This is a genomic window from Komagataeibacter rhaeticus (assembly GCF_003207855.1).
GTDB lineage: Bacteria > Pseudomonadota > Alphaproteobacteria > Acetobacterales > Acetobacteraceae > Komagataeibacter > Komagataeibacter rhaeticus.
Genome location: NZ_NKTZ01000001.1, coordinates 382,140 through 400,577 on the forward strand (window position 1 = coordinate 382,140; position 18,438 = coordinate 400,577).

The following is an 18,438-nucleotide window of genomic DNA, read 5'->3' on the forward strand; positions in this document are numbered from 1 at the left end:
GTTTTCAAACACGTTTCAGGCGTCTTCCGCCGCGGCGATGGCTGTATTCATGGCCCGCACGCCCGCACCCGGCCCCTCGGGGTGGGACCAGACCGCGCTGATAACCGACAGGAAATCCGCCCCTGCACGCACCAGCGTGCCGCAATTGTCGGGCGTGATGCCGCCAATGGCCACAACGGGCAGTTCGATCATGCTGCTCCACCATGTAAGCAGGGCCGGATCGGCACGGACTTCCGTTTCCTTCGAGGGGGAGGAGAAGAACGCGCCAAACGCCACGTAATCCGCCCCGGCCTCACCCGCGCGCAGCGCCATGTCACGGCTGTCGTAGCATGATACGCCCAGTTGCAGGTCGGCCCCCAGGATGCGCCGCGCGGTGGCCACGTCCCCATCGTCCATGCCCACATGCGCGCCATCGCACCCGCAGGCGACCGCAAGGTCGGGACGGTCATTGAGGATGAAGGCCACATTGCGCGCATGCGCAATGGGCTGGAGCACGTCCACCGCATGGCGGATCGCATCATCCGGCACGTTTTTCAGGCGCAGCTGCACGGCCGCGACCGGGCCTGCGTCCAGCGCTTCGGCAAGCCGGGGGGCGAAGGCCGCGGGATCAAGCGATTCGGGGGTGATGAGGTAGAGCTGGCAATCGTTCATGTCACGCCAATCCTATGCCACGGCGGGGATGCCGAACAGCCCCCGCATGGTAGTGCGGCCCATTACGGCCGGTGCGCGCGCAGGTACTGCGCCAGCGCGCTGCCCGCATCATGGGCGGGCAGGTCCAGTGCCACGGGGCGCACGGCCAGTACGCACCCGCCCGTAACCCGGGCAAGCGAGAGCAGGGCGCGCTGCTGCGCGGGCGGGGCCTGCACGATCACGCCATCCAGCCCGGCCTGCAGCGCCACGGCCGCGAACCCCGCCGCCTGCCCGCAGTCCAGCAGGGCTGGCAGCGTGCAGTCCGCCACGATGGCCTGCCACCACCCCACACCCATGAAGCATCCGGCGCCAGCGGGGGAAACCAGCGTGCATTCCGCGCGTAACGACAGGGTCACCGTCATGACCAGCGCCACATCGGCCCGGCAGGTCACGGTTACAGGGGGGGCTGCGGGCACAGAATGGTCATGTTTGTCGATCATGCTTGACGTTGAAACCGCACCGCGCGATCAGTGCAAGGGGAGGAATGAGGGAAAGGATGAACGTGTCTGACATTATCATGCCACCGGAACAGGAAGCGGATTACACGCCCCCGGCCTCCGGGCAGGACCCGGCAGACCGTCTTGAACTTGCCCTCAACCGCATTGCCTTCGTCCTTGACCGCCGCGGGGAACAGGCGGCCCTTGCGCGGCCGCCCATGCCGGAGGCGGACCTGCAGGCCCTGGCGGCCAATATCGATGTGCTGATCGCCCGCGTGCGGGACGTACTGGGCGAAGACAGCCCCGAAGGCCGGAAGGAATAGGCGATGAGCCAGGTTACCGTACGCATAAACGGTTTTTCCTATGCCGTGGGCTGCAAGGAGGGGCAGGAAAAGCATCTGCAGGCCATGGCGCAGGAAGTCGAGCGCCGGATCGACCGCATCCGCGCGCTGGGCGGCCATAGCGGGGAGGGGCGCCTGCTGGCCCTTGCGGCCCTGCTCATGGCTGATGAGATATACGACCTGACGGCGGAGAAGATGTCGTCCGATACCGCCCACCAGCTGGCGGAGGGGCGTCAGGCGCGAATCGAGAATGAACGCCGCCGCGAGCAGCTGGCCCATCTGGTCGAACGTGCGGAAAGCATTGCGGACGCACTGGAAGAAGAGTAAACAGGAAGGGCGGAGCTGCCGGGTGCGTCAGGCATGATTCAACCCCTGGGCCGATAAGCACTTCCTAGGGAGCTGGCACTGTCGTGATCGTGGTCACGTTACCTGGCGCCCACCTGCGTCAGCAGGTCCGGGAGGGCTGATCCGACCAACGGCCATGGCGGCTCCGTATATGTTTTCATGACATCCCTTGATCCCGAAGCGTGGCCAACAATGCGGGCCAAGCAGGCCCTGCGTCATCATATGACGCGACGCCGGCAGGCTTTCGCCACCGATCCCGCCCGCGCGGGGGCGGAAGAAGCCCTGTGCCACCGCATGGTACGCGGGCTGCGCGGCATGGCCGGGGCGGGGGCGTGTATCGCCCTTGTCTGGCCCCTGCCGGGGGAAAGCGACCTGCGCCCGGTCATGCAGGCCCTGCATGCGGACGGACTGTGCATCGCCCTGCCCGAAACCCCGCCACGCGGGCATCCCCTCATCTTTCGCCGCTGGCAGGCTGACTGCCCCATGCAGCAGGGGCGATACGGCACCTTTCACCCCGATGGCCCCCCCATGCAGCCCGACGTGGTGTGCGTGCCACTGCTGGCGTTTGACCGGCGGGGCATGCGGCTGGGTTATGGCGGAGGATACTATGACCGCACGCTGGCGCGCCTGCCGCGTGCGCGGACGGTGGGGTTCGGCCTGTCCTTTCAGGAAGTGACATGTATTCCGACCGGCCTGTATGATGTGCCATTGCCCGCGATCGTGACCGAACGCGAATGGATCCGGTGTCGTGGCGACGGGCGTACACGGTAACAAAGGCTGTTTTCTTGAGAATACTGTTTCTGGGTGACATTGTCGGGCGCGTGGGGCGTGAGGCTGTTATCTCCCGCCTGCCCACCCTGCGGCGTGACCTTGCACTCGATCTGGTGGTGGTGAACGGGGAGAACGCAAGCCATGGTTTCGGTCTTTCTCCCGCCATCGGCCGTGACCTGCTGGAGGCCGGGGCCGATGTCATAACACTGGGCAACCATAGCTGGGACCGGCGCGACCTGATCGGCCATATCGGCCGCGAACCCCGCATCATCCGCCCCGCCAATTACCCGCCCGGCACGCCGGGGCAGGGCAGTATTGTGGTGGAACTGGTGGATGGGCGCAAGGCGCTTGTGGTCAGCATCATGGGCCGCCAGTTCATGGATGCGATGGATGACCCGTTCCGCTCGGTCACTGAAATCCTCTCACGCCACCGGCTGGGTGTGACCATGCATGCCGCCGTGGTGGACGTGCACGCCGAGGCCACGAGCGAGAAATGGGCCATGGGCCATTTCCTTGATGGCCGGGTCTCGCTGGTCATCGGCACCCATACCCATACCCCCACGGCGGACCACCGCATCCTGTCCGCTGGCACCGCGTTCCAGACCGATGCGGGCATGTGTGGCGATTATGACAGCGTGATCGGCATGGGCAAGGAGGCGGCGATTGCCCGCTTCGTGCGCAAGATGCCCGGTGACCGCCTGCAACCCGCCGAGGGGGAGGCCAGCATCGCGGGCATGATGGTGGAAACCGATGATGCCACCGGCCTTGCCCGCCGCATGGCCCCGGTGCGGCAGGGGGGCCATCTGGCCCCTACTTTGCCTGATTTCTGAGGATAAAAGTTTTTGGCGAAGCTTTTTTCAAAAAGCTTCGAAAAATGCCGCCTTTTTGAAAAAAGGCGGCACCCAAAAACTTTTATTATTTAATCATTATCGGAAAGCGGGTTCATCAAACCCGCGCAGCTTGCGCGAATGCAGGCGGTTCACGCCCTGCGCGCGCAACTGCTGCATGGTCTCTATCCCCACCACCAGATGCTGGCGCACCCGCTCGCGGTAGAAGGCGTTGGCCATGCCGCGCAGCTTCAGTTCCCCATGCAGCGGCTTGTCCGATACGCATAGAAGCGTGCCATAGGGCACCCGGAAACGGAAGCCGTTGGCGGCAATGGTGGCCGATTCCATGTCCACCGCAATGGCGCGTGATGTGTTGATGCGGGTGAACAGGGCGCCCAGCCGCAGTTCCCAGTTGCGGTTGTCCGTGGTCATGACCGTGCCGGTGCGCAGGCGGGTCTTGACCTCGGCATCATGCAGGCCGGTCACGCGGGCGGTTACGTCCTGCAATGCCATCTGCACTTCGGCAATGGGGGGCACGGGTACCCAGGGCGGCAGGTCGTCATCCAGCACATGGTCATCGCGCAGGTAGCCATGCGCCAGCACATAGTCCCCCAGCTTCTGGCTGCGGCGCAGCCCCGCGCAGTGCCCGACCATCAGCCAGCAATGCGGCCGCAGCACGGCCAGATGGTCGGTAATGGTCTTGGCATTGGCGGGGCCGACGCCGATGTTGATCAGCGTGATGCCATCGCCATCGGGGCGGCACAGGTGGTAGGCAGGCATCTGTGGCAGGCTTTGGCCACCGTGGGGGGCGGTGTGCGGCGTGTCCCGGGTGTGGACGACCTCGCCCGGTTCGACAAAGGCGGTGTATTCCGATCCCGCATCCACCTGCGCATGGCCATATTCACGGAAGGCATCGACATAGCGCTGGTAGTTGGTCAGCAGAATGAAGCGCTGGAAATGCCGGGGGGCCGTGCCGGTGTAATGGTGCAGCCGCGCCAGAGAATAATCGGTGCGCGCCGCCGTGAACAGGGCCAGCGGGCGTGGCGTGTCGGGGCGGGGAATGTATTCGCAGTTGGCGATCGAATCATCGGTCACATGCAGGTCGGGCAGGGCGAAATGCGACTGGATCCATGCCAGGTCGGATTCCGTAAGGGATGTCACCGCCTCTTCCATCACATAGGACAGCGGGATCGGCTGGTGCGACAGCCCGACATGGACCGGGGTGCCGTAGTGGTGCAGCAGGCTTGCGATCTGTTCGCGCCAGTAATCGGCAAACAGGGCGGGGCGGGTCAGGGTCGTGCCATAGAAACCCGGCTCCAGCACCACATCGAACGGCGGGCGTGGCCCGTCGGGCGGCAGGGCCGCCTGCGGCATGAAGGCAAGGTAGGGATAGACCGCATCCGCAAGCCCCGTGGTGTCGCGCGTGGTGAAGGCATGGCGGATCAGCTCACCCGCATGGTCGTACAGCCGGGTGATGTGGGCCACGGCATCGTCGGCATTGTCAAAGGCGTGGAAGTCACGCCCGGCCCGGTGCAGGAGGGTGGCTGTATCCATGTGGCGTTTCTCCCTTGGTCCGTGGCCGCCTAGCGGCGGATCAGGATGTAGTTGATGGTCAGGTCGATGGGGAAGGTATCGCCCTGCATGTCCGGTGGCACGGGGGGCAGCTGGGCGTTGCGGAACATGCCCACCGTTGCGGCATCAAGGTAGTAGGACCCCGACTGGCCGGTCAGGCGCACCTTGGTCACATGGCCCTCGCGGTCCAGTTCCACATGGACGGAGGACGGGCCTTCCTCGCCCGCGCGGGCGGCTTCCTCGGGGTAGTACATGTGGCTGCGGATCCAGCGGTCGAGTTCGCTGCCGTAATCATCGCTGACACCCCGGATCTGGGTATTGGTGGAATAGGGGGCATTGATCCTGCCGTTCTGCACCACGGGGCCAAGCGAAAGGTCGATCGGCCCGCCGGTGCCCCCCGCGCGCCCGTGCTGGTTGCGGCGCGGCAGCGGCGAGGAGGAAAGCGCCCAGTTGCGTGGATGCTGCAGCGGGGCATACCGCCCGGCTGAGGACTGGCTGTGCGACTGCTGGGCCGGATGGTTGCCATGGCCCGAATTCTGCATGGAGGGATTGAACTCGTCATGCCGGTCGGCCTGTGGCACCGACAGGTCGGATGGCGCCTCGCTCATGGGGGGGGCGGAGGGGGTCTCGGGCGTGGGCGTGTTGGGGGAGGGGGAGGAGTCCTCATCCGCCGTCTGCGGGTTCTGGCTGTTGTCCTGGGCGGTGGGCTGGCTCTGTTCCTGCTGCTGGCGCGGCGCGTTCTGGCCACCCGCCATGTCGGGCGAGGACTGGCCCTGCAGCCCGCTGGAGGTGGGGGGCGAGAACACCATCTCCACCTGCGGTTCCGACTGCGTGGCGTAGGGGGAGCCATGCTGGCTGTGATGGGCGGATTCGATCAGGATGGCGGCCAGCAGTACACCGTGCAGCAGCCCCGATACGGCCATGGCCCGGCCGGGGCCGGGGGTTTCTATCGTGTCGGGGCGGATCAGGCCCGACAGGGTGGGGCGCAGCTTGCGGTAGCCCGGTGGTGGCGGCACGGAGGCCCCTGGCAGCAGGCGTTCACGCCGGGGGGGCACGTACTGGTCCGTCGCCACGGGGGGCGGGCTGTCGCCGGGTTCCGCGCGGCGTGGGATCAGCACGGGCTCCACGGCATTGCGCCGCCGGGAGGAGGGACTGAGTGTCACCGTCATGAAAGACTACGGGTCTCCGCCATAGGGGTCTGTTCGTGGGGGCCGCGTGCCTGCCCTGTTATATCGACAGCATAACTGACGTCAGGGGGCGGGTTGTCAAGGACGGGGTACGCAATGAAACGGGGTTCAGGTGCTTTCGGTAAAATTTTCCAGCAGCTCCGCGAATTTCTGGGGGTGTTCGACATGTAGCCAGTGACCGGCATGTTCGATCAGTTCCAGCCGGTAGCACGGGAACAGCCTGCGCATGGTGGCATAATGCTCGCGGCGGATATAGGGCGAATTCCCGCCCGCCAGGAACAGCGTCGGGCCGGGATAGGTATAGCCTTCGGGTATGTAGGGCCAGCTTTCCACATTGGGCATCGAGTCCACGATTTTCCGCAGGCCGATGGTCCAGTGCGGGTTCTCGCCCACCTCGATGTTCTGGAGCATCAGCGCGCGCACATCGGTATTGGCAATGTAGTGCTGGAGCAGCCGGTCGGCCCCCGCGCGGTTGAGAAAGGGGGGAAAGGAGACGCGCAGCATCTGCTCGCCCAGTCCGAACTGCCCGTGACCGGTATGGGCGGGCGGGATGTCGGCCACCAGCAGGCTGTGCACCATGCCCGGGCGCGAGAGCGCCAGCGTCATGGCCACCTTGCCCCCCATGGAATGGCCGACAAGTGTCGCGGGCAGCGCGTTGTGGTGGGCCAGGGTCTCCAGCAGGTCGGCGGCCATGACGTTGTAGTCCATCAGCCCGTGCGGGCTGTCGCCATGGTTGCGCAGGTCAATGGCCAGCGTGCGGCGCGTGCGTGCCAGCCGGCGCTGGAAGAAGCCAAGGTTGCGCGCCCGCCCGAACAGGCCGTGCAGCAGCACGATGGGCGGCCTGCCCACCTGTTCGGGTATGATTTCTTCCGGTCCACGCTCAATGACGTTCAGTAGCACCAGCTTTTGTCCCTATCACCGTATCGTATCCGTGGGCGGGTGCTGAAGGTCCAGCATGATCTTTCCCATATGCGTTCCGTTTTCCATGAGTTTATGGGCATCGGCAACCCGCGCAAAGGGGAAGGTGGCATGGATGAGCGGGCGGATGGCGCGACGGCCCAGCAGGGGCCAGACGTGGTCTTCCAGCTGGCGGGCGATTTCGGCCTTGTAGGCCGCGTCGCGGGGGCGCAGCGTGGTGCCGGTCACCACCAGCCGGCGCGTCATGATGCGCGCCAGGTTGACCCCGTCCGCCTTCGCCCCGCCCTGCAGGGCAATGATGACCAGCCGCCCCGCGGTTGCCAGCGCACGCAGGTTGCCATCCAGATACGCCCCCCCGATCATGTCCAGTATGACATTCACGCCCGCCCCGCCGGTCAGGTCCCTTATGCGCTGGGGGAAGTCCTCGGTGCGGTAGTTTATGGCGGCTTTCGCACCCAGCGTCGTACACAGGGCGCATTTTTCCGCTGTGCCCGCGGTGGCGTACACCGTGCCCCCCATGGCGCGTACAAGCTGGATGGCCGTGGTGCCGATGCCGCTGGTGCCGCCATGCACCAGCACGCTCTCACCCGGTTTCAGCCCGGCGGTCATGAACAGGTTGGACCAGACGGTGAAAAACGTCTCGGGCAGGCTGGCGGCATGGATGGCGTCGAATCCGGTGGGCCAGGGCAGGCACTGGCCGGCGGGCACGGTGCAGTACTGGGCGTAGCCACCCCCGTTGGTCAGCGCGCAGACCCGCGCGCCCGGGGCTGGAAACGCGTTGGCGGGCAGGTCCGTGCCCATGGCCACCACTTCCCCCGCCACTTCCAGGCCCAGCAGCGGGCTTGCGCCCGGCGGCGGGGGATAAAGCCCCTTGCGCTGCATGATGTCGGGCCGGTTGATGCCGGCCGCCATGACCCGTACCAGCACCTCACCCGGGCCGGGTCGCGGGACGGGCAGGGTGGTGCGGTGCAGGGAATCGGGTGTGCCGTCCTCACTGTAGGTGATGGCCTGCATGGTGTCGGGAATGCTCTGCGTCATTTCTGTGTCCTCCGGGGCATGTCTCATGCCGTGTGGGGCACCATGGTGCAGGCGATAGGCGCCGCAGGACCAGTGCGCATGGCGTGGAATCGAGCAAACGTGTGGCGGCCGTCCCGGTTGCGGCGCATGGCGGGGCTGGCGGGCGGGGCGTACATGAAAAAGGCGCCGGGACCTGTGCGGTCCCGGCGCCCTGCCTGTGTCCATATTCCCGCAGGGGAGATGCGGATCAGACGGAGTAGTACATCTCGAACTCGGCCGGATGCGGGGTGTGCTCGAACTTGAACACTTCCTGCCACTTGATTTCGCAGTAGCTCTCGATCTGGTCCTTGGTGAACACGCCGCCAGCCAGCAGGAACTCGTGGTCGGCTTCCAGCGCCGTCAGGGCTTCACGCAGGGAACCGGCAACGGTCGGGATCTGCTTCAGCTCTTCGGGGGGCAGGTCGTACAGGTCCTTGTCCATCGCCTCGCCGGGGTGGATCTTGTTCTTGATCCCGTCCAGGCCAGCCATGAGCATGGCGGAGAACGCCAGGTAGGGGTTCGCGGTCGGATCGGGGAAGCGGACCTCGACGCGCTTGGCCTTCGGGCTGGTCGCGTAGGGGATACGGCACGAAGCGGAGCGGTTGCGGGCCGAGTAGGCCAGCAGCACGGGGGCTTCAAAGCCCGGGATCAGGCGCTTGTAGGAGTTGGTGGACGGGTTGGTGAAGGCGTTCAGCGCCTTGGCGTGCTTGATGATGCCGCCGATGTAGTACAGTGCCTCGTCCGACAGGTCGGCATAGCCGTTGCCGCCGAACGTGGGCTTGCCGTCGCGCCAGATGGACTGGTGGACATGCATGCCCGATCCGTTGTCGCCATAGATCGGCTTGGGCATGAAGGTTGCCGTCTTGCCATAGGAATGGGCAACGTTGTGCACGCAGTACTTGTAGATCTGCATGAAGTCGGCCGAGCGGACCAGCGTTTCGAACTTGGTGCCCAGCTCGTGCTGCGACTGTGCCACCTCGTGGTGGTGCTTTTCGATCGGCAGGCCCATTTCGCCCATCGTCGTCAGCATTTCGGCGCGCAGGTCGCTTTCGCTGTCAACCGGCGCCACGGGGAAGTAGCCACCCTTTACGGTCGGGCGGTGGCCCATGTTGCCTTCGGGATAGTCCTTCAGCGAGGCGCCGGGGCCTTCGATGCTTTCAAGCTCGTATTTGCCGAAATTCGGGCCGGTGCCAAAGCGCACGCTGTCAAAGATGAAGAATTCGGCTTCGGGGCCGAAGAAGGCGGTGTCACCCAGGCCGGTGGACTGCAGGTACTGCTCGGCCAGCTTGGCGGTCGCGCGCGGGTCGCGGTTGTAGAACTGCCCGGTGGACGGCTCGATGATGTCACAGATCAGGATGAGCTGCGGCTTGGCGGAGAACGGGTCCATAACCGCGGTGGTCGGGTCAGGCAGCAGGATCATGTCACTTTCGTTGATGGCCTTCCATCCGGCGATGGAGGAGCCGTCAAACATGAAGCCTTCGCGGAAGGTGTCTTCTTCGATCGTGGTGACATACTGGGTGGTGTGGTGCCACTTGCCACGCGGATCGGTGAAACGCAGGTCAACCATCTCCACCGCGTTTTCCTTGATCATCTCAAAGACCTTCGCGATGGCCTTGGTGGAATGTGACGGCGTGGAGGCCGCGGCCGGGGCCTGTGCTTTTTTTGCCATGTTTAAATTACCTGTCCTGACTTTGGTGTGCCGTTCCATGCGGCGCGGTGGCTATGGTTACGGAAACGCAAGGCTGCTGTCGATAGTCCTGCCGCCATGGGACCCATGTCTGCATGACGGCTCAGACCGCATCGGCCCCGCGTTCTCCCGTGCGGATGCGGATGACGTCGGTCACCGGGGTGACAAAAATCTTGCCATCCCCGATGCGGCCCGTGCGGGCCGCGCCCATGATCGCTTCGATCGCGCGTTCGGTCATGTCGTCCGGGCACACGATCTCCAGCTTTACCTTGGGCAGGAAGTCGATGATGTATTCAGCGCCACGATACAGCTCGGTATGGCCTTTCTGCCGTCCGAAGCCCTTGGCCTCGATCACGGTTATGCCCATCAGACCGATTTCATGCAGGGCATCCTTCACCTCGTCGAGCTTGAAGGGCTTGATGATGGCCTCGATCTTTTTCATGCTGCTGTATCTGTCTTCCGTCTTGTGGCGCGGGGCCATACGTTGCCGTCTGTCTGGCCCGGGCAGGGTTGCATGGCTTTCGGTTTCAGGCAATCGGATGATAAGGCAAAAAGAACAGGCGCGCGCACCGGCCGCACAGGTGCTGGGACAGGATTGATACGATGAAACCCGCGAACGCGATGCTTTCGGGACTGCCGACAACCATTTTTACCGTCATGTCCGCCTTGGCGGTCCGGCATGACGCCATCAACCTGGGCCAGGGCTTTCCCGATGCCGAAGGCCCGGCCGACATGGTGGAGGCGGCAGCCGGCGCGCTGCGTGACGGGCGCAACCAGTACCCGCCCCTGGCCGGCCTGCCCGAACTGCGCACGGCGGTCGCGCGCGCCAATGCGCGGTTTTATGGAATCGAGGTCGATCCCGCGCGGGAGGTGGTCGTGACCTGTGGCGCGACGGAGGCCATCACCGCCTCGCTCATGGCGCTGGTCAACCGGGGCGATGAGGTGGTGGTGTTCGAACCGCTGTACGACACCTACCTGCCGGTGCTGGAAATGCTGGGGGCGACCGTGCGCACGGTGCGGCTGGCCCCGCCACGGTGGGACCTGCCGCGCGCGGAACTGGCGGCGGCCTTTGGCCCGCGCACCAAGGCCATCGTGCTCAACACCCCCATGAACCCCACCGGCAAGGTGTTCACGGCCGATGAACTGGCCTTCATTGCCGGGCTGCTTGCGCGGTACGATGCCTATGCGGTGTGTGACGAGGTGTACGAGCACCTGACCTTCGCCCCCGCCCGGCACCTGCCGCTCATGACGCTGCCGGGCATGCGGGAGCGCACGATTCGCATTGGCAGCGCGGGCAAGAGCTTTTCCATGACCGGGTGGAAGGTGGGTTATGTCACTGCCCCCGCGCCGCTGGCAGACCTGGTGGCCAAGGCCCACCAGTTGCTGACCTTTACCGTGGCCCCCAACCTGCAGCGCGCCGTGGCGGTGGGGCTGGAGAAGGATACCGCCTATTTCACCCGGCTGGCCGAGGGCATGCGTGCAAGCAGCCAGCATCTGGCCGATGGCCTGCGCCAGGCCGGGTTTGGCGTGCTGCCGTGTGATGGCAGCTACTTCATCATTGCCGATATCGCCCCGCTGGGCTTTGCGGGCGGCGATGTGGCGTTTTGCGAGCAGATGACGGCGCGTGCAGGCGTTGCCGCCATCCCGGTTTCCGCCTTCTATGACAGTCGGGGCAGGGACATTCCCGACCGTTATGTCCGCTTCGCCTTCTGCAAGCAGCCCGCCGTGATCGCGGAAGCGGTCGCGCGCCTCCAGACGGTGCGTGAGCGGCTGTGCACGGGAAAAATCATCGAAACCCAAAAAGGGTAATTGACGCGCCCGGACGGCTTTTCTATATAGCAGCGCAGTTGTGGCGGACGTAGCTCAGTCGGTAGAGCGCCGGTTTGTGGTACCGGTTGTCGCGGGTTCGATCCCCGTCGTTCGCCCCACTGCCTTTTCCCCTTATGAAATCATGCACCCGCAAAGGTGCGCGCCAGACCCGTCGCCAGTGGCGTGGGCGTCAGGCCAAGCCGTGCCCGCATGGGGCCGATGTCGAATATCTTGTCTTCCATAAGCCGCCGTATCTCGGCGGGCCTGATGCGGGGCAGTCCCGGTACGGGCAGGCGGGCCAGCAGCATCAGCGCCGCTCCCGGCACCGGCACGACCGGGCGCGGGCGCAGGCCCGCGGCCAGGGCGACGGCGCGGGTGAAATCCCGGTAGGCAACCTGCTCCCCCCCGGCAATGACAAGGCTGTGCGGCCCGTCCCATTCCCGGCCCAGGGCCGCGATGATCGCATCCGTCACGTCTCCCTGCCAGATCGGCTGGATACGCGCCCGCCCGCCGCCAGGCAGGGGCAGTACCGGCAGGCGGCGCATCAGGGCGGCCAGGCGCTGTACGTTATCCTCCCCCTGTGCGCCATAGATCATGCTGGGATGCAGCAGCACGCCCCGGCGGCCCGAGCGGGCAAAGGCCCGCGCGCCCACCTGCACGCCGCGTGCGTGGGAATCGGGCCAGCGGGTGAAGATGCGCGTACTGCCCAGTGCCACGACCTGCGCCCGTGGCGGTGCCGCCGCCAGGACAGCGGGCAGATGGCGGGCATGGGCGGTCAGGACAATGGCGGTGGCATCTGCCAGCGCTGCGCGCAGCCCGGCCTGTCCCGCTTCAAGATCGGCCACCCGTGCGGGACCGGCCATGCCGCCCGCCTGCCAGAGGGGGAGGTTGCGCACGACAGGCACGACCGTATGCCCGCGTAGCATCAGGCTGTGGCACAGCGCCCGTCCCGTGCGCCCGGTCGCGCCGATGACATGCACCGGGCCACCGATCCCCCCCATCAGGGTGTGGAAATGGTCAGGCCCAGCGGGGCCGCGACCGACGGGTCGCCCGCCATGGACAGGGCAACGCCCAGCATCATCAGGTTGACCGGCTTCATCGGGCGCAGCGCGATCTGTAGCGGATGGTCCTGCGGGGACTGCAGGAAGCGGCCCATGGCGCGCATCGAGGCATCATCGGACGTGGCCAGCATGGCCAGCAGGCCCTGGCGGTAGGTCTCCACATCCGTGTTGCGGCTTCTGGCCAGCCCCGCCACGATATGGCTGGCCAGTGAGCGGTCTTCCCATGTCATGGCGGCGGAGACGATGCGCGCGGTTTCGGGAATGATGGCCATGTCGTCAAACGGGATCTGGTCCAGTTCCGCCACCACGGACAGGTTGCCCATTTCCGGTGCCTCGACTGTCAGCGGTTCCAGGTGCACATGGCCAGCACTACGGTCGCTGGTGCTGTTGACATGGATGTTGCCGGTAAAATGGTCATAACCGAACGCATTGAGGATGGAGGGATTGTCCGTCCCGGTGGACCAGAGCGTCAGGTTGGTCAGGTTCGTGTCCATCTTGTCCTCCGTCTCGGTGGAGAAACGCGATGTGGTGACATGGTCGATCTGGAGCATGGGGTGGGTGCTGGCGATCTCCACCTTCTTCAGGTCCATGGTCTGGGGATGGCGCTCATGGACCAGGTGGCCGGACTGGATCAGGCTTGCCACCTCGCTGGCGAAGTCCGGGCCGTCAAGCTGTATGTGCTCGACCGCGATGCGGCGCGTGGGGGTCAGGTTGATCTGGGTTGCCAGTTTCTCCAGATCGAGATGCGAGGACCGGCCCAGCCCGTACTGGCCTATGGTCATGCGCCCGATGGTCACATCGGTCTGGCTGGCGGGTATGGCCAGGTGCAGGTTGGTGAAGGTGCCCGTATCCAGCACAAGCGAATCGAAGCCCAGCGGGCGGGCCGTCTCCGCCGTGACGCGCGCGGTATTGGGCATGACAAGGTTGCCCAGCGCCACCTGGTCAAGCGAGATGGTGCTGTCCTGCGTCATGACCTTCACGTCACGCAGCACGATGCTGCCAATCTTCTCGCCCTGCACGTTGTTGCCGGTCAGGCCGCCCAGCCGCACATCGGCCGCGACCAGCGTCATGGCCGGGTTGTGGTAGGTCACCGCGGTAAAATGCGCGCCACGCGCCAGCGTGCGCGGCCGGGCCGTGGCATAGCTGAACGTGGCGCCCGGCCCGAGGGAGGCACGGAAGTCGGCAATGCCGGCCTCCAGCCTGCGCTGGGCGAAGTGATGCACCCCCCAGCTGCCAACCAGTAGCACAAGTATGAGCAGGGGGATGGCGGGATAGAGTTTCTTCACGAGCCTGATATCCGTAATGACCTTGAACCGAGTGCTATCGCATTACGGCCCCCCTCGGCAATCGCCCGTGGGGAAGATGGGACGGGAAAGATGGTGGTATCATGATACCACACACGATTTTTTACCGGAAAAATGCCGTCCATACGGGATTATGTGCTTGACGTTCGTGTGCCGTACGGATGATAACGCGCCACCTGTTACCGCTACATTACCGGACGGAACACTGAATCCATGAAGACCACACTTTCGCTGAAACCCACCGAGGTGACGCGTGGCTGGACCCTGATCGATGCCGAAGGCCTCGTTCTGGGCCGTCTGGCCGCCATCATCGCCCAGCGCCTGCGCGGCAAGCACAAGCCGCAGTTCACCCCGCATGTTGATTGCGGCGACAACATTGTCGTCATCAACGCCGAGAAGGTCCGCCTGACCGGCAACAAGGTGGACCAGAAGCTGTTCCATTACCACACCGGCTACCCCGGCGGGATCAAGGAACGCACGATCACCCAGCGCCTGACTGGCAAGAACCCCGGTCACGTCGTGCGCAAGGCGGTCGAGCGCATGATCACGCGCGGCCCGCTGCAGCGTGCGCAGATGAAGCACCTGTACGTCTATGCCGGCAGCGAACACCCGCATGAAGGCCAGAAGCCGCAGGTACTCGATGTCGCGGCGCTGAACCGCAAGAATGCCGTCAACACCCAGAAGGTCGGGGGCTGAACCACATGTCTGAAACCCAAGAACGTACAGGCACGCTGGCTGACCTGAAGGAAGCCGTGGCTTCCGGCCAGGTCGTTTCCTCCCAGGAAGCGGCACCCGTCTACGAAGCCAAGCGCGATGCGCAGGGCCGTTCCTATGCAACCGGTCGCCGTAAGGACGCGGTGGCCCGCGTGTGGATCAAGCCGGGCAAGGGCGACATCATCGTCAACCGTCGTCCGGTCGGCACCTATTTCGCCCGTCCGGTCCTGCGCATGCTGATCACGCAGCCCTTCCTGGTGGCTGACCGCTACAACCAGTTCGACGTGTACTGCACGGTCGTTGGTGGTGGCCTGTCCGGCCAGGCCGGTGCGGTCCGTCACGGCATCAGCCGTGCGCTGACCCATTACGAGCCCGCGCTGCGCAGCATCCTGAAGGCCGCTGGCTTCCTGACGCGCGATTCGCGTGTTGTTGAACGTAAGAAGTACGGCCGCGCCAAGGCCCGTCGTTCCTTCCAGTTCAGCAAGCGCTGATCCTGCTTTTCCCGTGGCGTGCCACGGGATACGGGTTCTGCAACGGGGTCGGTCCAGCAATGGACCGGCCCCGTTCTGCGTTGGGCCTGCTGTTCATCGGAACATGAAGACGCTTCAGAAGAACGCCGCCTTTTTGAAAAAAGGCGGTACCCAGAAACTTTTGTTATTATTTACAATATCCCCTTAGGCGAAGGGATTGGGCACCCTGGCCGCCTTGCGGGGCGGCAGGCTGTCGGGCAGGTCTGCCTGTGCATCCAGCGTATCGACCACCTGCTGCAGGAACGCCAGCAGCGCGCGGGCGCGTTCCAGCCCGGCCTTGTCGCGGCTGAGATCGGTCTGGCCATAAAAGGCGATGCTGTCGGTGCCATTTTCCACCGTCATGCCGCCAATGGTGCGGCTGGTGCTGTTATCGGCAAAGGGCACAAGCCCCGTGGCGGCAGGGCCGGGTCTGGTGGAATGGGTGGTCATGGCTGTCTCTCCTGTTATCAGCGGGACTTTTACCAGCGGTAATGGGCATGCCGCCGTGTGGTGTGGCGGCGTGTATGGGTTGTGGTGCGCACGCGGCCATACGGCAGGGTCATGCAGTTCTGTTTCATGCGTGCGGGCAGGGCGGGAAAGGGATCGATCCCGGTCATGCGCGTCAGTTCCGCTACGCTGACATGGCTGCAACCGGGGTTGCGGGCCACATTATGGCATACATAAACCCCCGTCTGCTGCCGGGCGGGCGTATAGACGGCCTTCCATGTGGATGTCGGCACCAGCACCCGGTCGCGGCCTATGGCCGACAGGCTGTTGCCACGGAAGGCGGGGCCGGTCACCACGTACAGTTCCCCGGCACGCAGGGTCAGGCGGCGCAGGTCCGATTCGATCATGGCCCATTTTTCCCGGTTCAGCGCCGCGCGCTGGGGCACGATGTTGGACAGGGCAAAGGTTTCTTCCTGCGTCTGCCGGTCCGGCATGTCGCCCGAAGGCGCCATGTGCCCCCGGTCGAAGCCGGAGCGGACATAATCCTCCAGCTCCGCGCGTGACCCGGCGGGGATGCGGGCATCAGGGTGGAACGTACCCTCACGCGGGGTGGACATGGCCGCCCGCACCATCGCTTCATCCAGATGTTCCGCCGCCCATAGCGGTTCGCGCGCCAGACCTGAATACAGCACGGCGAACCGGCTGCTGCACAGGATACGGGTCTGTGGTGCCATGCGGGGATTGTCCAGAACGGGCAACTGGCCGCCTGCGCCCAGGGCCGTGCAGTCCTGCGCCCGGGCGGCATGGCAGGCCAGCAGGGCCAGAACGCCAAAGGCGGCATGGAGCAGGCAACGGGCGGCGTGGCATGGGGCCATGGACTGGTGTTATCCATCTGTTCTGGTAAAACGGGTGTATTCATAAACATCCCGCAGGGCAGGGCAATGGTGCAGCAATCCGGTTCAGGCCGTCCCGATCCCCGTTTTGTCCTGCGTCGGAATGAACTGCCGCCCAGCCGGCGTGAGCGCCTGATGCGTATCGGGCTGCGTGTGGTGACCGTCGTGCTGCTGGCGGCGGCGTTGACCGATCTTGTGTTCCGCCTTGTCCGGCATGGATAACAGGGCTGTTTCCAGAGCAGTCCATTGATAAAAAAATAGTAAGAGGCTGTTTGATCAGTCAGCTCATGATAGCGCTTTAAAATTAAAGAAAGTTTTTGGTGAAGCTTTTTGCAAAAGCTGCGAAAGAACGCCGCCTTTTAAAAAAGGCGGCGTGCCCTGGGGCTTTTCGGGCAAAGCTTGACCAGCAACGTCCTGATCATCCGCCGGATGCTTCAAGGGCAGGCCATGGCCATGGTCTTTTAAGGCATCATGCCCGGTTTCTGGTCCGGTGGGGGCAGATCGGCGGGGTCGGGGCCATGGGCCAGGGCAATGGTTACATCCACGGTTTCCTGATTGACCAGCGCATCAAATATCGGATCCACCACCGGGTTCTGCATGTCGGATGTCATGGCGCCCAGTTCCATGTGGGTCCAGTCGATGCGGTCATGGGCCTGGCGGGTAAAGTCAAAGTCCAGCATGGGGTGGGACCGGCCATCGGGCGCGGTATAGGACCAGGTGAAGTGACAGCGCGCGGGGGCGCCGCGCTGGGTGAACAGCGCATGGACGAAGCCGGGGGTCACATCCGTCTGCACCGCGTTCATCAGATAATGCGGGGCCGCCTGCCGCAGCGCGGGGGTCACCTGCGTGCTGAACAGCCCCGCCCGCACCATTTCAGGCACATGCGCCATGAAGGTGGTCTGGTTGATGCCAAATGCCACCCGGCAGGGAACCGCACTGGTAATGCGGGTTTCCACGCCCCATGCGTGGGCGGTGCTGCGTGCATCCGTCAGTGGCGCGGGATAGGACGCGGTGCCCGCGGCGTGGGCCGTGGCAGCCCATATGCCGCCGGGCAGCGCCAGGCACAGGGCCAGCGCGCACCATGACAGGGAACGGGTTGGGGCAGGGGGGAAGGCATCGGGGCAGGGCAAGGACAGGCACCAGTCGTACTGAGGGAAACGGGAGCGGCCATGGTACGCAACCGCCGACCCTGTTTCTGTCATGGTGGGCCGCATGCTGTCACCCCCATCGTGCCATCCGGGTGCGTGCAAACAGTATGGCCGTGTCCTGATACTCTGGAACAGGTAATGAAAAGAACAGATGTTCATGAAATTATGTATCTGTTCTGTAATGATACGAATTCGATCTGTACAGATTTTAAAATGCCATTCAAATGACATAATAACCGGGTTTTTACCCCATGCCCAAACGGGTGCGACAGGGTAGGAAAAAACATGGGTTTGGGGAAGCAAGTCCTTATTACAGCATGTTTTTTCAGAACCTTTTGCGGGAACCGCCAGCACCTCGCCGCGTTGGCGGGCAAGTGATGCAGATAACGGCAAGACGCCGGCAGGCAGCATGGCCATACAGCGCCATGCGCGGCCGTAACCGGCGCTTCAGGTCAGGAAACCATGTTTGATTCAAAGATCATAGAAGTTGATGGAGTGTTCGTGGGGGCTGCCATCATAACCGGCATTGCGACATCGCTGCGCTTTTATGCCACGCATGAGAGCGTGCGTTCACTGCACAATACCCTCATGCCCGACCTTGCGGCCCTGCGTGCATGTGTCACGGCCACATTCCGGCGCATGGGGCAGGGACGGCGGGGCCTGCGTCAGGCGTAAGGCCGGCCCCGCAGGACGGGTGGGCCAGCAGGCTGCCCAAGGGTGGC

23 protein-coding genes, 1 tRNA gene and 1 other RNA gene are annotated in these 18,438 nt (G+C 64.6%); 11 read left to right on the forward strand and 14 right to left on the reverse strand.

The features are described 5' to 3' along the window. Positions 1–15: 15 nt before the first annotated feature. Both thiE and CFR78_RS01765 read right to left on the reverse strand, forming a co-directional pair. Entirely contained in the window at positions 16–651 is a 636-nt protein-coding gene (thiE, locus tag CFR78_RS01760; RefSeq protein WP_110580954.1) for a thiamine phosphate synthase, read from the reverse strand. 62 nt (positions 652–713) lie between these two features. Beyond that, entirely contained in the window at positions 714–1,130 is a 417-nt protein-coding gene (locus CFR78_RS01765) for a hypothetical protein (protein ID WP_240471313.1), read from the reverse strand. 56 nt (positions 1,131–1,186) lie between these two features. Between CFR78_RS01765 and CFR78_RS01770 the strand changes: the two genes are divergently transcribed. From CFR78_RS01770 to CFR78_RS01790, 5 genes are all read left to right on the forward strand, one after another. Further along, positions 1,187–1,450 carry a hypothetical protein gene (locus tag CFR78_RS01770; RefSeq protein WP_034927110.1) on the forward strand — a complete coding sequence of 88 codons (264 nt, stop codon included), beginning with the start codon at positions 1,187–1,189 and terminating at the stop codon, positions 1,448–1,450. Positions 1,451–1,453: 3 nt separating this feature from the next. Then, positions 1,454–1,795, forward strand: coding sequence for a cell division protein ZapA (locus CFR78_RS01775; RefSeq protein WP_007396894.1), 342 nt, complete (start codon positions 1,454–1,456; stop codon positions 1,793–1,795). A gap of 9 nt (positions 1,796–1,804) precedes the next feature. Continuing rightward, positions 1,805–1,963, forward strand: a non-coding RNA gene (gene ssrS, locus CFR78_RS01780) — 6S RNA. A 9-nt stretch (positions 1,964–1,972) separates the two neighbouring features. Next, entirely contained in the window at positions 1,973–2,584 is a 612-nt protein-coding gene (locus tag CFR78_RS01785) for a 5-formyltetrahydrofolate cyclo-ligase (RefSeq protein ID WP_007396893.1), read from the forward strand. Between the two features lie 14 nt (positions 2,585–2,598). After that, a complete protein-coding gene (locus CFR78_RS01790) occupies positions 2,599–3,414 on the forward strand; it encodes a TIGR00282 family metallophosphoesterase (RefSeq protein ID WP_034927114.1) in 816 nt (271 codons plus the stop codon). Between the two features lie 96 nt (positions 3,415–3,510). On the opposite strand, the gene CFR78_RS01795 is transcribed toward CFR78_RS01790, so the two are convergent. The 6 genes from CFR78_RS01795 to CFR78_RS01820 form a co-directional block, all read right to left on the reverse strand. Further along, positions 3,511–4,965, reverse strand: coding sequence for an AMP nucleosidase (locus CFR78_RS01795; protein ID WP_034927117.1), 1,455 nt, complete (start codon positions 4,963–4,965; stop codon positions 3,511–3,513). Between the two features lie 29 nt (positions 4,966–4,994). Continuing rightward, a complete protein-coding gene (locus CFR78_RS01800) occupies positions 4,995–6,152 on the reverse strand; it encodes an energy transducer TonB (protein ID WP_034927120.1) in 1,158 nt (385 codons plus the stop codon). A gap of 126 nt (positions 6,153–6,278) precedes the next feature. Beyond that, complete coding sequence (locus CFR78_RS01805) at positions 6,279–7,070, reverse strand: alpha/beta fold hydrolase (protein WP_034927123.1); 792 nt, start codon at positions 7,068–7,070, stop codon at positions 6,279–6,281. Between the two features lie 15 nt (positions 7,071–7,085). Beyond that, positions 7,086–8,126, reverse strand: a complete 1,041-nt coding sequence (locus tag CFR78_RS01810; protein WP_181417473.1) for an NAD(P)H-quinone oxidoreductase — start codon at positions 8,124–8,126, stop codon at positions 7,086–7,088. Between the two features lie 226 nt (positions 8,127–8,352). Further along, positions 8,353–9,813, reverse strand: coding sequence for a type I glutamate--ammonia ligase (gene glnA, locus CFR78_RS01815; protein ID WP_007396884.1), 1,461 nt, complete (start codon positions 9,811–9,813; stop codon positions 8,353–8,355). 121 nt (positions 9,814–9,934) lie between these two features. Continuing rightward, a complete protein-coding gene (locus CFR78_RS01820; protein ID WP_034927296.1) occupies positions 9,935–10,273 on the reverse strand; it encodes a P-II family nitrogen regulator in 339 nt (112 codons plus the stop codon). A gap of 161 nt (positions 10,274–10,434) precedes the next feature. On the opposite strand from CFR78_RS01820, the gene CFR78_RS01825 reads away from it, so the two are divergent. Next, complete coding sequence (locus tag CFR78_RS01825) at positions 10,435–11,640, forward strand: aminotransferase (protein WP_007396882.1); 1,206 nt, start codon at positions 10,435–10,437, stop codon at positions 11,638–11,640. Between the two features lie 43 nt (positions 11,641–11,683). Next, positions 11,684–11,759: transfer RNA gene (locus CFR78_RS01830), tRNA-His, on the forward strand. A 21-nt stretch (positions 11,760–11,780) separates the two neighbouring features. Here CFR78_RS01830 and CFR78_RS01835 read toward each other — a convergent pair. Both CFR78_RS01835 and CFR78_RS01840 read right to left on the reverse strand, forming a co-directional pair. Next, positions 11,781–12,641, reverse strand: coding sequence for an NAD(P)H-binding protein (locus CFR78_RS01835; RefSeq protein WP_034927127.1), 861 nt, complete (start codon positions 12,639–12,641; stop codon positions 11,781–11,783). Then, positions 12,641–13,987 (reverse strand): hypothetical protein, encoded by a 1,347-nt coding sequence (locus tag CFR78_RS01840; RefSeq protein ID WP_007396880.1) that lies wholly within the window; start codon positions 13,985–13,987, stop codon positions 12,641–12,643. The genes CFR78_RS01835 and CFR78_RS01840 overlap by 1 nt, the downstream gene beginning before the upstream one ends. A 231-nt stretch (positions 13,988–14,218) precedes the next feature. On the opposite strand from CFR78_RS01840, the gene rplM reads away from it, so the two are divergent. Together rplM and rpsI are read left to right on the forward strand one after the other, a co-directional pair. After that, positions 14,219–14,701 (forward strand): 50S ribosomal protein L13, encoded by a 483-nt coding sequence (gene rplM, locus CFR78_RS01845; RefSeq protein ID WP_007396879.1) that lies wholly within the window; start codon positions 14,219–14,221, stop codon positions 14,699–14,701. 5 nt (positions 14,702–14,706) lie between these two features. Next, entirely contained in the window at positions 14,707–15,210 is a 504-nt protein-coding gene (gene rpsI / locus CFR78_RS01850; protein ID WP_034927130.1) for a 30S ribosomal protein S9, read from the forward strand. A gap of 183 nt (positions 15,211–15,393) precedes the next feature. On the opposite strand, the gene CFR78_RS01855 is transcribed toward rpsI, so the two are convergent. After that, positions 15,394–15,678, reverse strand: a complete 285-nt coding sequence (locus CFR78_RS01855) for a hypothetical protein (protein WP_034927132.1) — start codon at positions 15,676–15,678, stop codon at positions 15,394–15,396. Between the two features lie 29 nt (positions 15,679–15,707). Next, positions 15,708–16,550, reverse strand: a complete 843-nt coding sequence (locus tag CFR78_RS01860) for a DNA/RNA non-specific endonuclease (RefSeq protein WP_110580955.1) — start codon at positions 16,548–16,550, stop codon at positions 15,708–15,710. Between the two features lie 66 nt (positions 16,551–16,616). Here CFR78_RS01860 and CFR78_RS16170 point away from each other — a divergent pair, with 66 nt between their 5' ends. After that, positions 16,617–16,790 carry a hypothetical protein gene (locus CFR78_RS16170; RefSeq protein WP_166498085.1) on the forward strand — a complete coding sequence of 58 codons (174 nt, stop codon included), beginning with the start codon at positions 16,617–16,619 and terminating at the stop codon, positions 16,788–16,790. A 63-nt stretch (positions 16,791–16,853) separates the two neighbouring features. Here the strand turns inward: CFR78_RS16170 and CFR78_RS16175 are convergent, their stop codons facing one another. Further along, a complete protein-coding gene (locus CFR78_RS16175) occupies positions 16,854–17,006 on the reverse strand; it encodes a hypothetical protein (protein WP_156953835.1) in 153 nt (50 codons plus the stop codon). Between the two features lie 23 nt (positions 17,007–17,029). Further along, on the reverse strand, positions 17,030–17,770 hold the full coding sequence (locus CFR78_RS01865; RefSeq protein WP_240471314.1) for a hypothetical protein: 741 nt from the start codon (positions 17,768–17,770) through the stop codon (positions 17,030–17,032). Positions 17,771–18,178: 408 nt separating this feature from the next. On the opposite strand from CFR78_RS01865, the gene CFR78_RS01870 reads away from it, so the two are divergent. Then, positions 18,179–18,391: a hypothetical protein gene (locus CFR78_RS01870; RefSeq protein ID WP_007396870.1), complete on the forward strand. Its 213-nt coding sequence runs from the start codon at positions 18,179–18,181 to the stop codon at positions 18,389–18,391. Positions 18,392–18,438: the final 47 nt, after the last annotated feature.

What these genes read in the sequence shown, in the direction of transcription:
- thiE (WP_110580954.1), bottom strand. Translation starts at nt 651, where the DNA reads ATGAACGATTGCCAGCTCTACCTCATCACCCCCGAATCGCTTGATCCC.
- CFR78_RS01765 (WP_240471313.1), bottom strand. Translation starts at nt 1,130, where the DNA reads ATGATCGACAAACATGACCATTCTGTGCCCGCAGCCCCCCCTGTAACC.
- CFR78_RS01770 (WP_034927110.1), top strand. Translation starts at nt 1,187, where the DNA reads ATGAACGTGTCTGACATTATCATGCCACCGGAACAGGAAGCGGATTAC.
- CFR78_RS01775 (WP_007396894.1), top strand. Translation starts at nt 1,454, where the DNA reads ATGAGCCAGGTTACCGTACGCATAAACGGTTTTTCCTATGCCGTGGGC.
- CFR78_RS01785 (WP_007396893.1), top strand. Translation starts at nt 1,973, where the DNA reads ATGACATCCCTTGATCCCGAAGCGTGGCCAACAATGCGGGCCAAGCAG.
- CFR78_RS01795 (WP_034927117.1), bottom strand. Translation starts at nt 4,965, where the DNA reads ATGGATACAGCCACCCTCCTGCACCGGGCCGGGCGTGACTTCCACGCC.
- CFR78_RS01800 (WP_034927120.1), bottom strand. Translation starts at nt 6,152, where the DNA reads ATGACGGTGACACTCAGTCCCTCCTCCCGGCGGCGCAATGCCGTGGAG.
- CFR78_RS01810 (WP_181417473.1), bottom strand. Translation starts at nt 8,126, where the DNA reads ATGACGCAGAGCATTCCCGACACCATGCAGGCCATCACCTACAGTGAG.
- glnA (WP_007396884.1), bottom strand. Translation starts at nt 9,813, where the DNA reads ATGGCAAAAAAAGCACAGGCCCCGGCCGCGGCCTCCACGCCGTCACAT.
- CFR78_RS01820 (WP_034927296.1), bottom strand. Translation starts at nt 10,273, where the DNA reads ATGAAAAAGATCGAGGCCATCATCAAGCCCTTCAAGCTCGACGAGGTG.
- CFR78_RS01825 (WP_007396882.1), top strand. Translation starts at nt 10,435, where the DNA reads ATGAAACCCGCGAACGCGATGCTTTCGGGACTGCCGACAACCATTTTT.
- CFR78_RS01835 (WP_034927127.1), bottom strand. Translation starts at nt 12,641, where the DNA reads ATGGGGGGGATCGGTGGCCCGGTGCATGTCATCGGCGCGACCGGGCGC.
- rplM (WP_007396879.1), top strand. Translation starts at nt 14,219, where the DNA reads ATGAAGACCACACTTTCGCTGAAACCCACCGAGGTGACGCGTGGCTGG.
- rpsI (WP_034927130.1), top strand. Translation starts at nt 14,707, where the DNA reads ATGTCTGAAACCCAAGAACGTACAGGCACGCTGGCTGACCTGAAGGAA.
- CFR78_RS01855 (WP_034927132.1), bottom strand. Translation starts at nt 15,678, where the DNA reads ATGACCACCCATTCCACCAGACCCGGCCCTGCCGCCACGGGGCTTGTG.
- CFR78_RS01860 (WP_110580955.1), bottom strand. Translation starts at nt 16,550, where the DNA reads ATGGCCCCATGCCACGCCGCCCGTTGCCTGCTCCATGCCGCCTTTGGC.
- CFR78_RS16170 (WP_166498085.1), top strand. Translation starts at nt 16,617, where the DNA reads ATGGTGCAGCAATCCGGTTCAGGCCGTCCCGATCCCCGTTTTGTCCTG.
- CFR78_RS01865 (WP_240471314.1), bottom strand. Translation starts at nt 17,770, where the DNA reads ATGACAGAAACAGGGTCGGCGGTTGCGTACCATGGCCGCTCCCGTTTC.
- CFR78_RS01870 (WP_007396870.1), top strand. Translation starts at nt 18,179, where the DNA reads ATGTTTGATTCAAAGATCATAGAAGTTGATGGAGTGTTCGTGGGGGCT.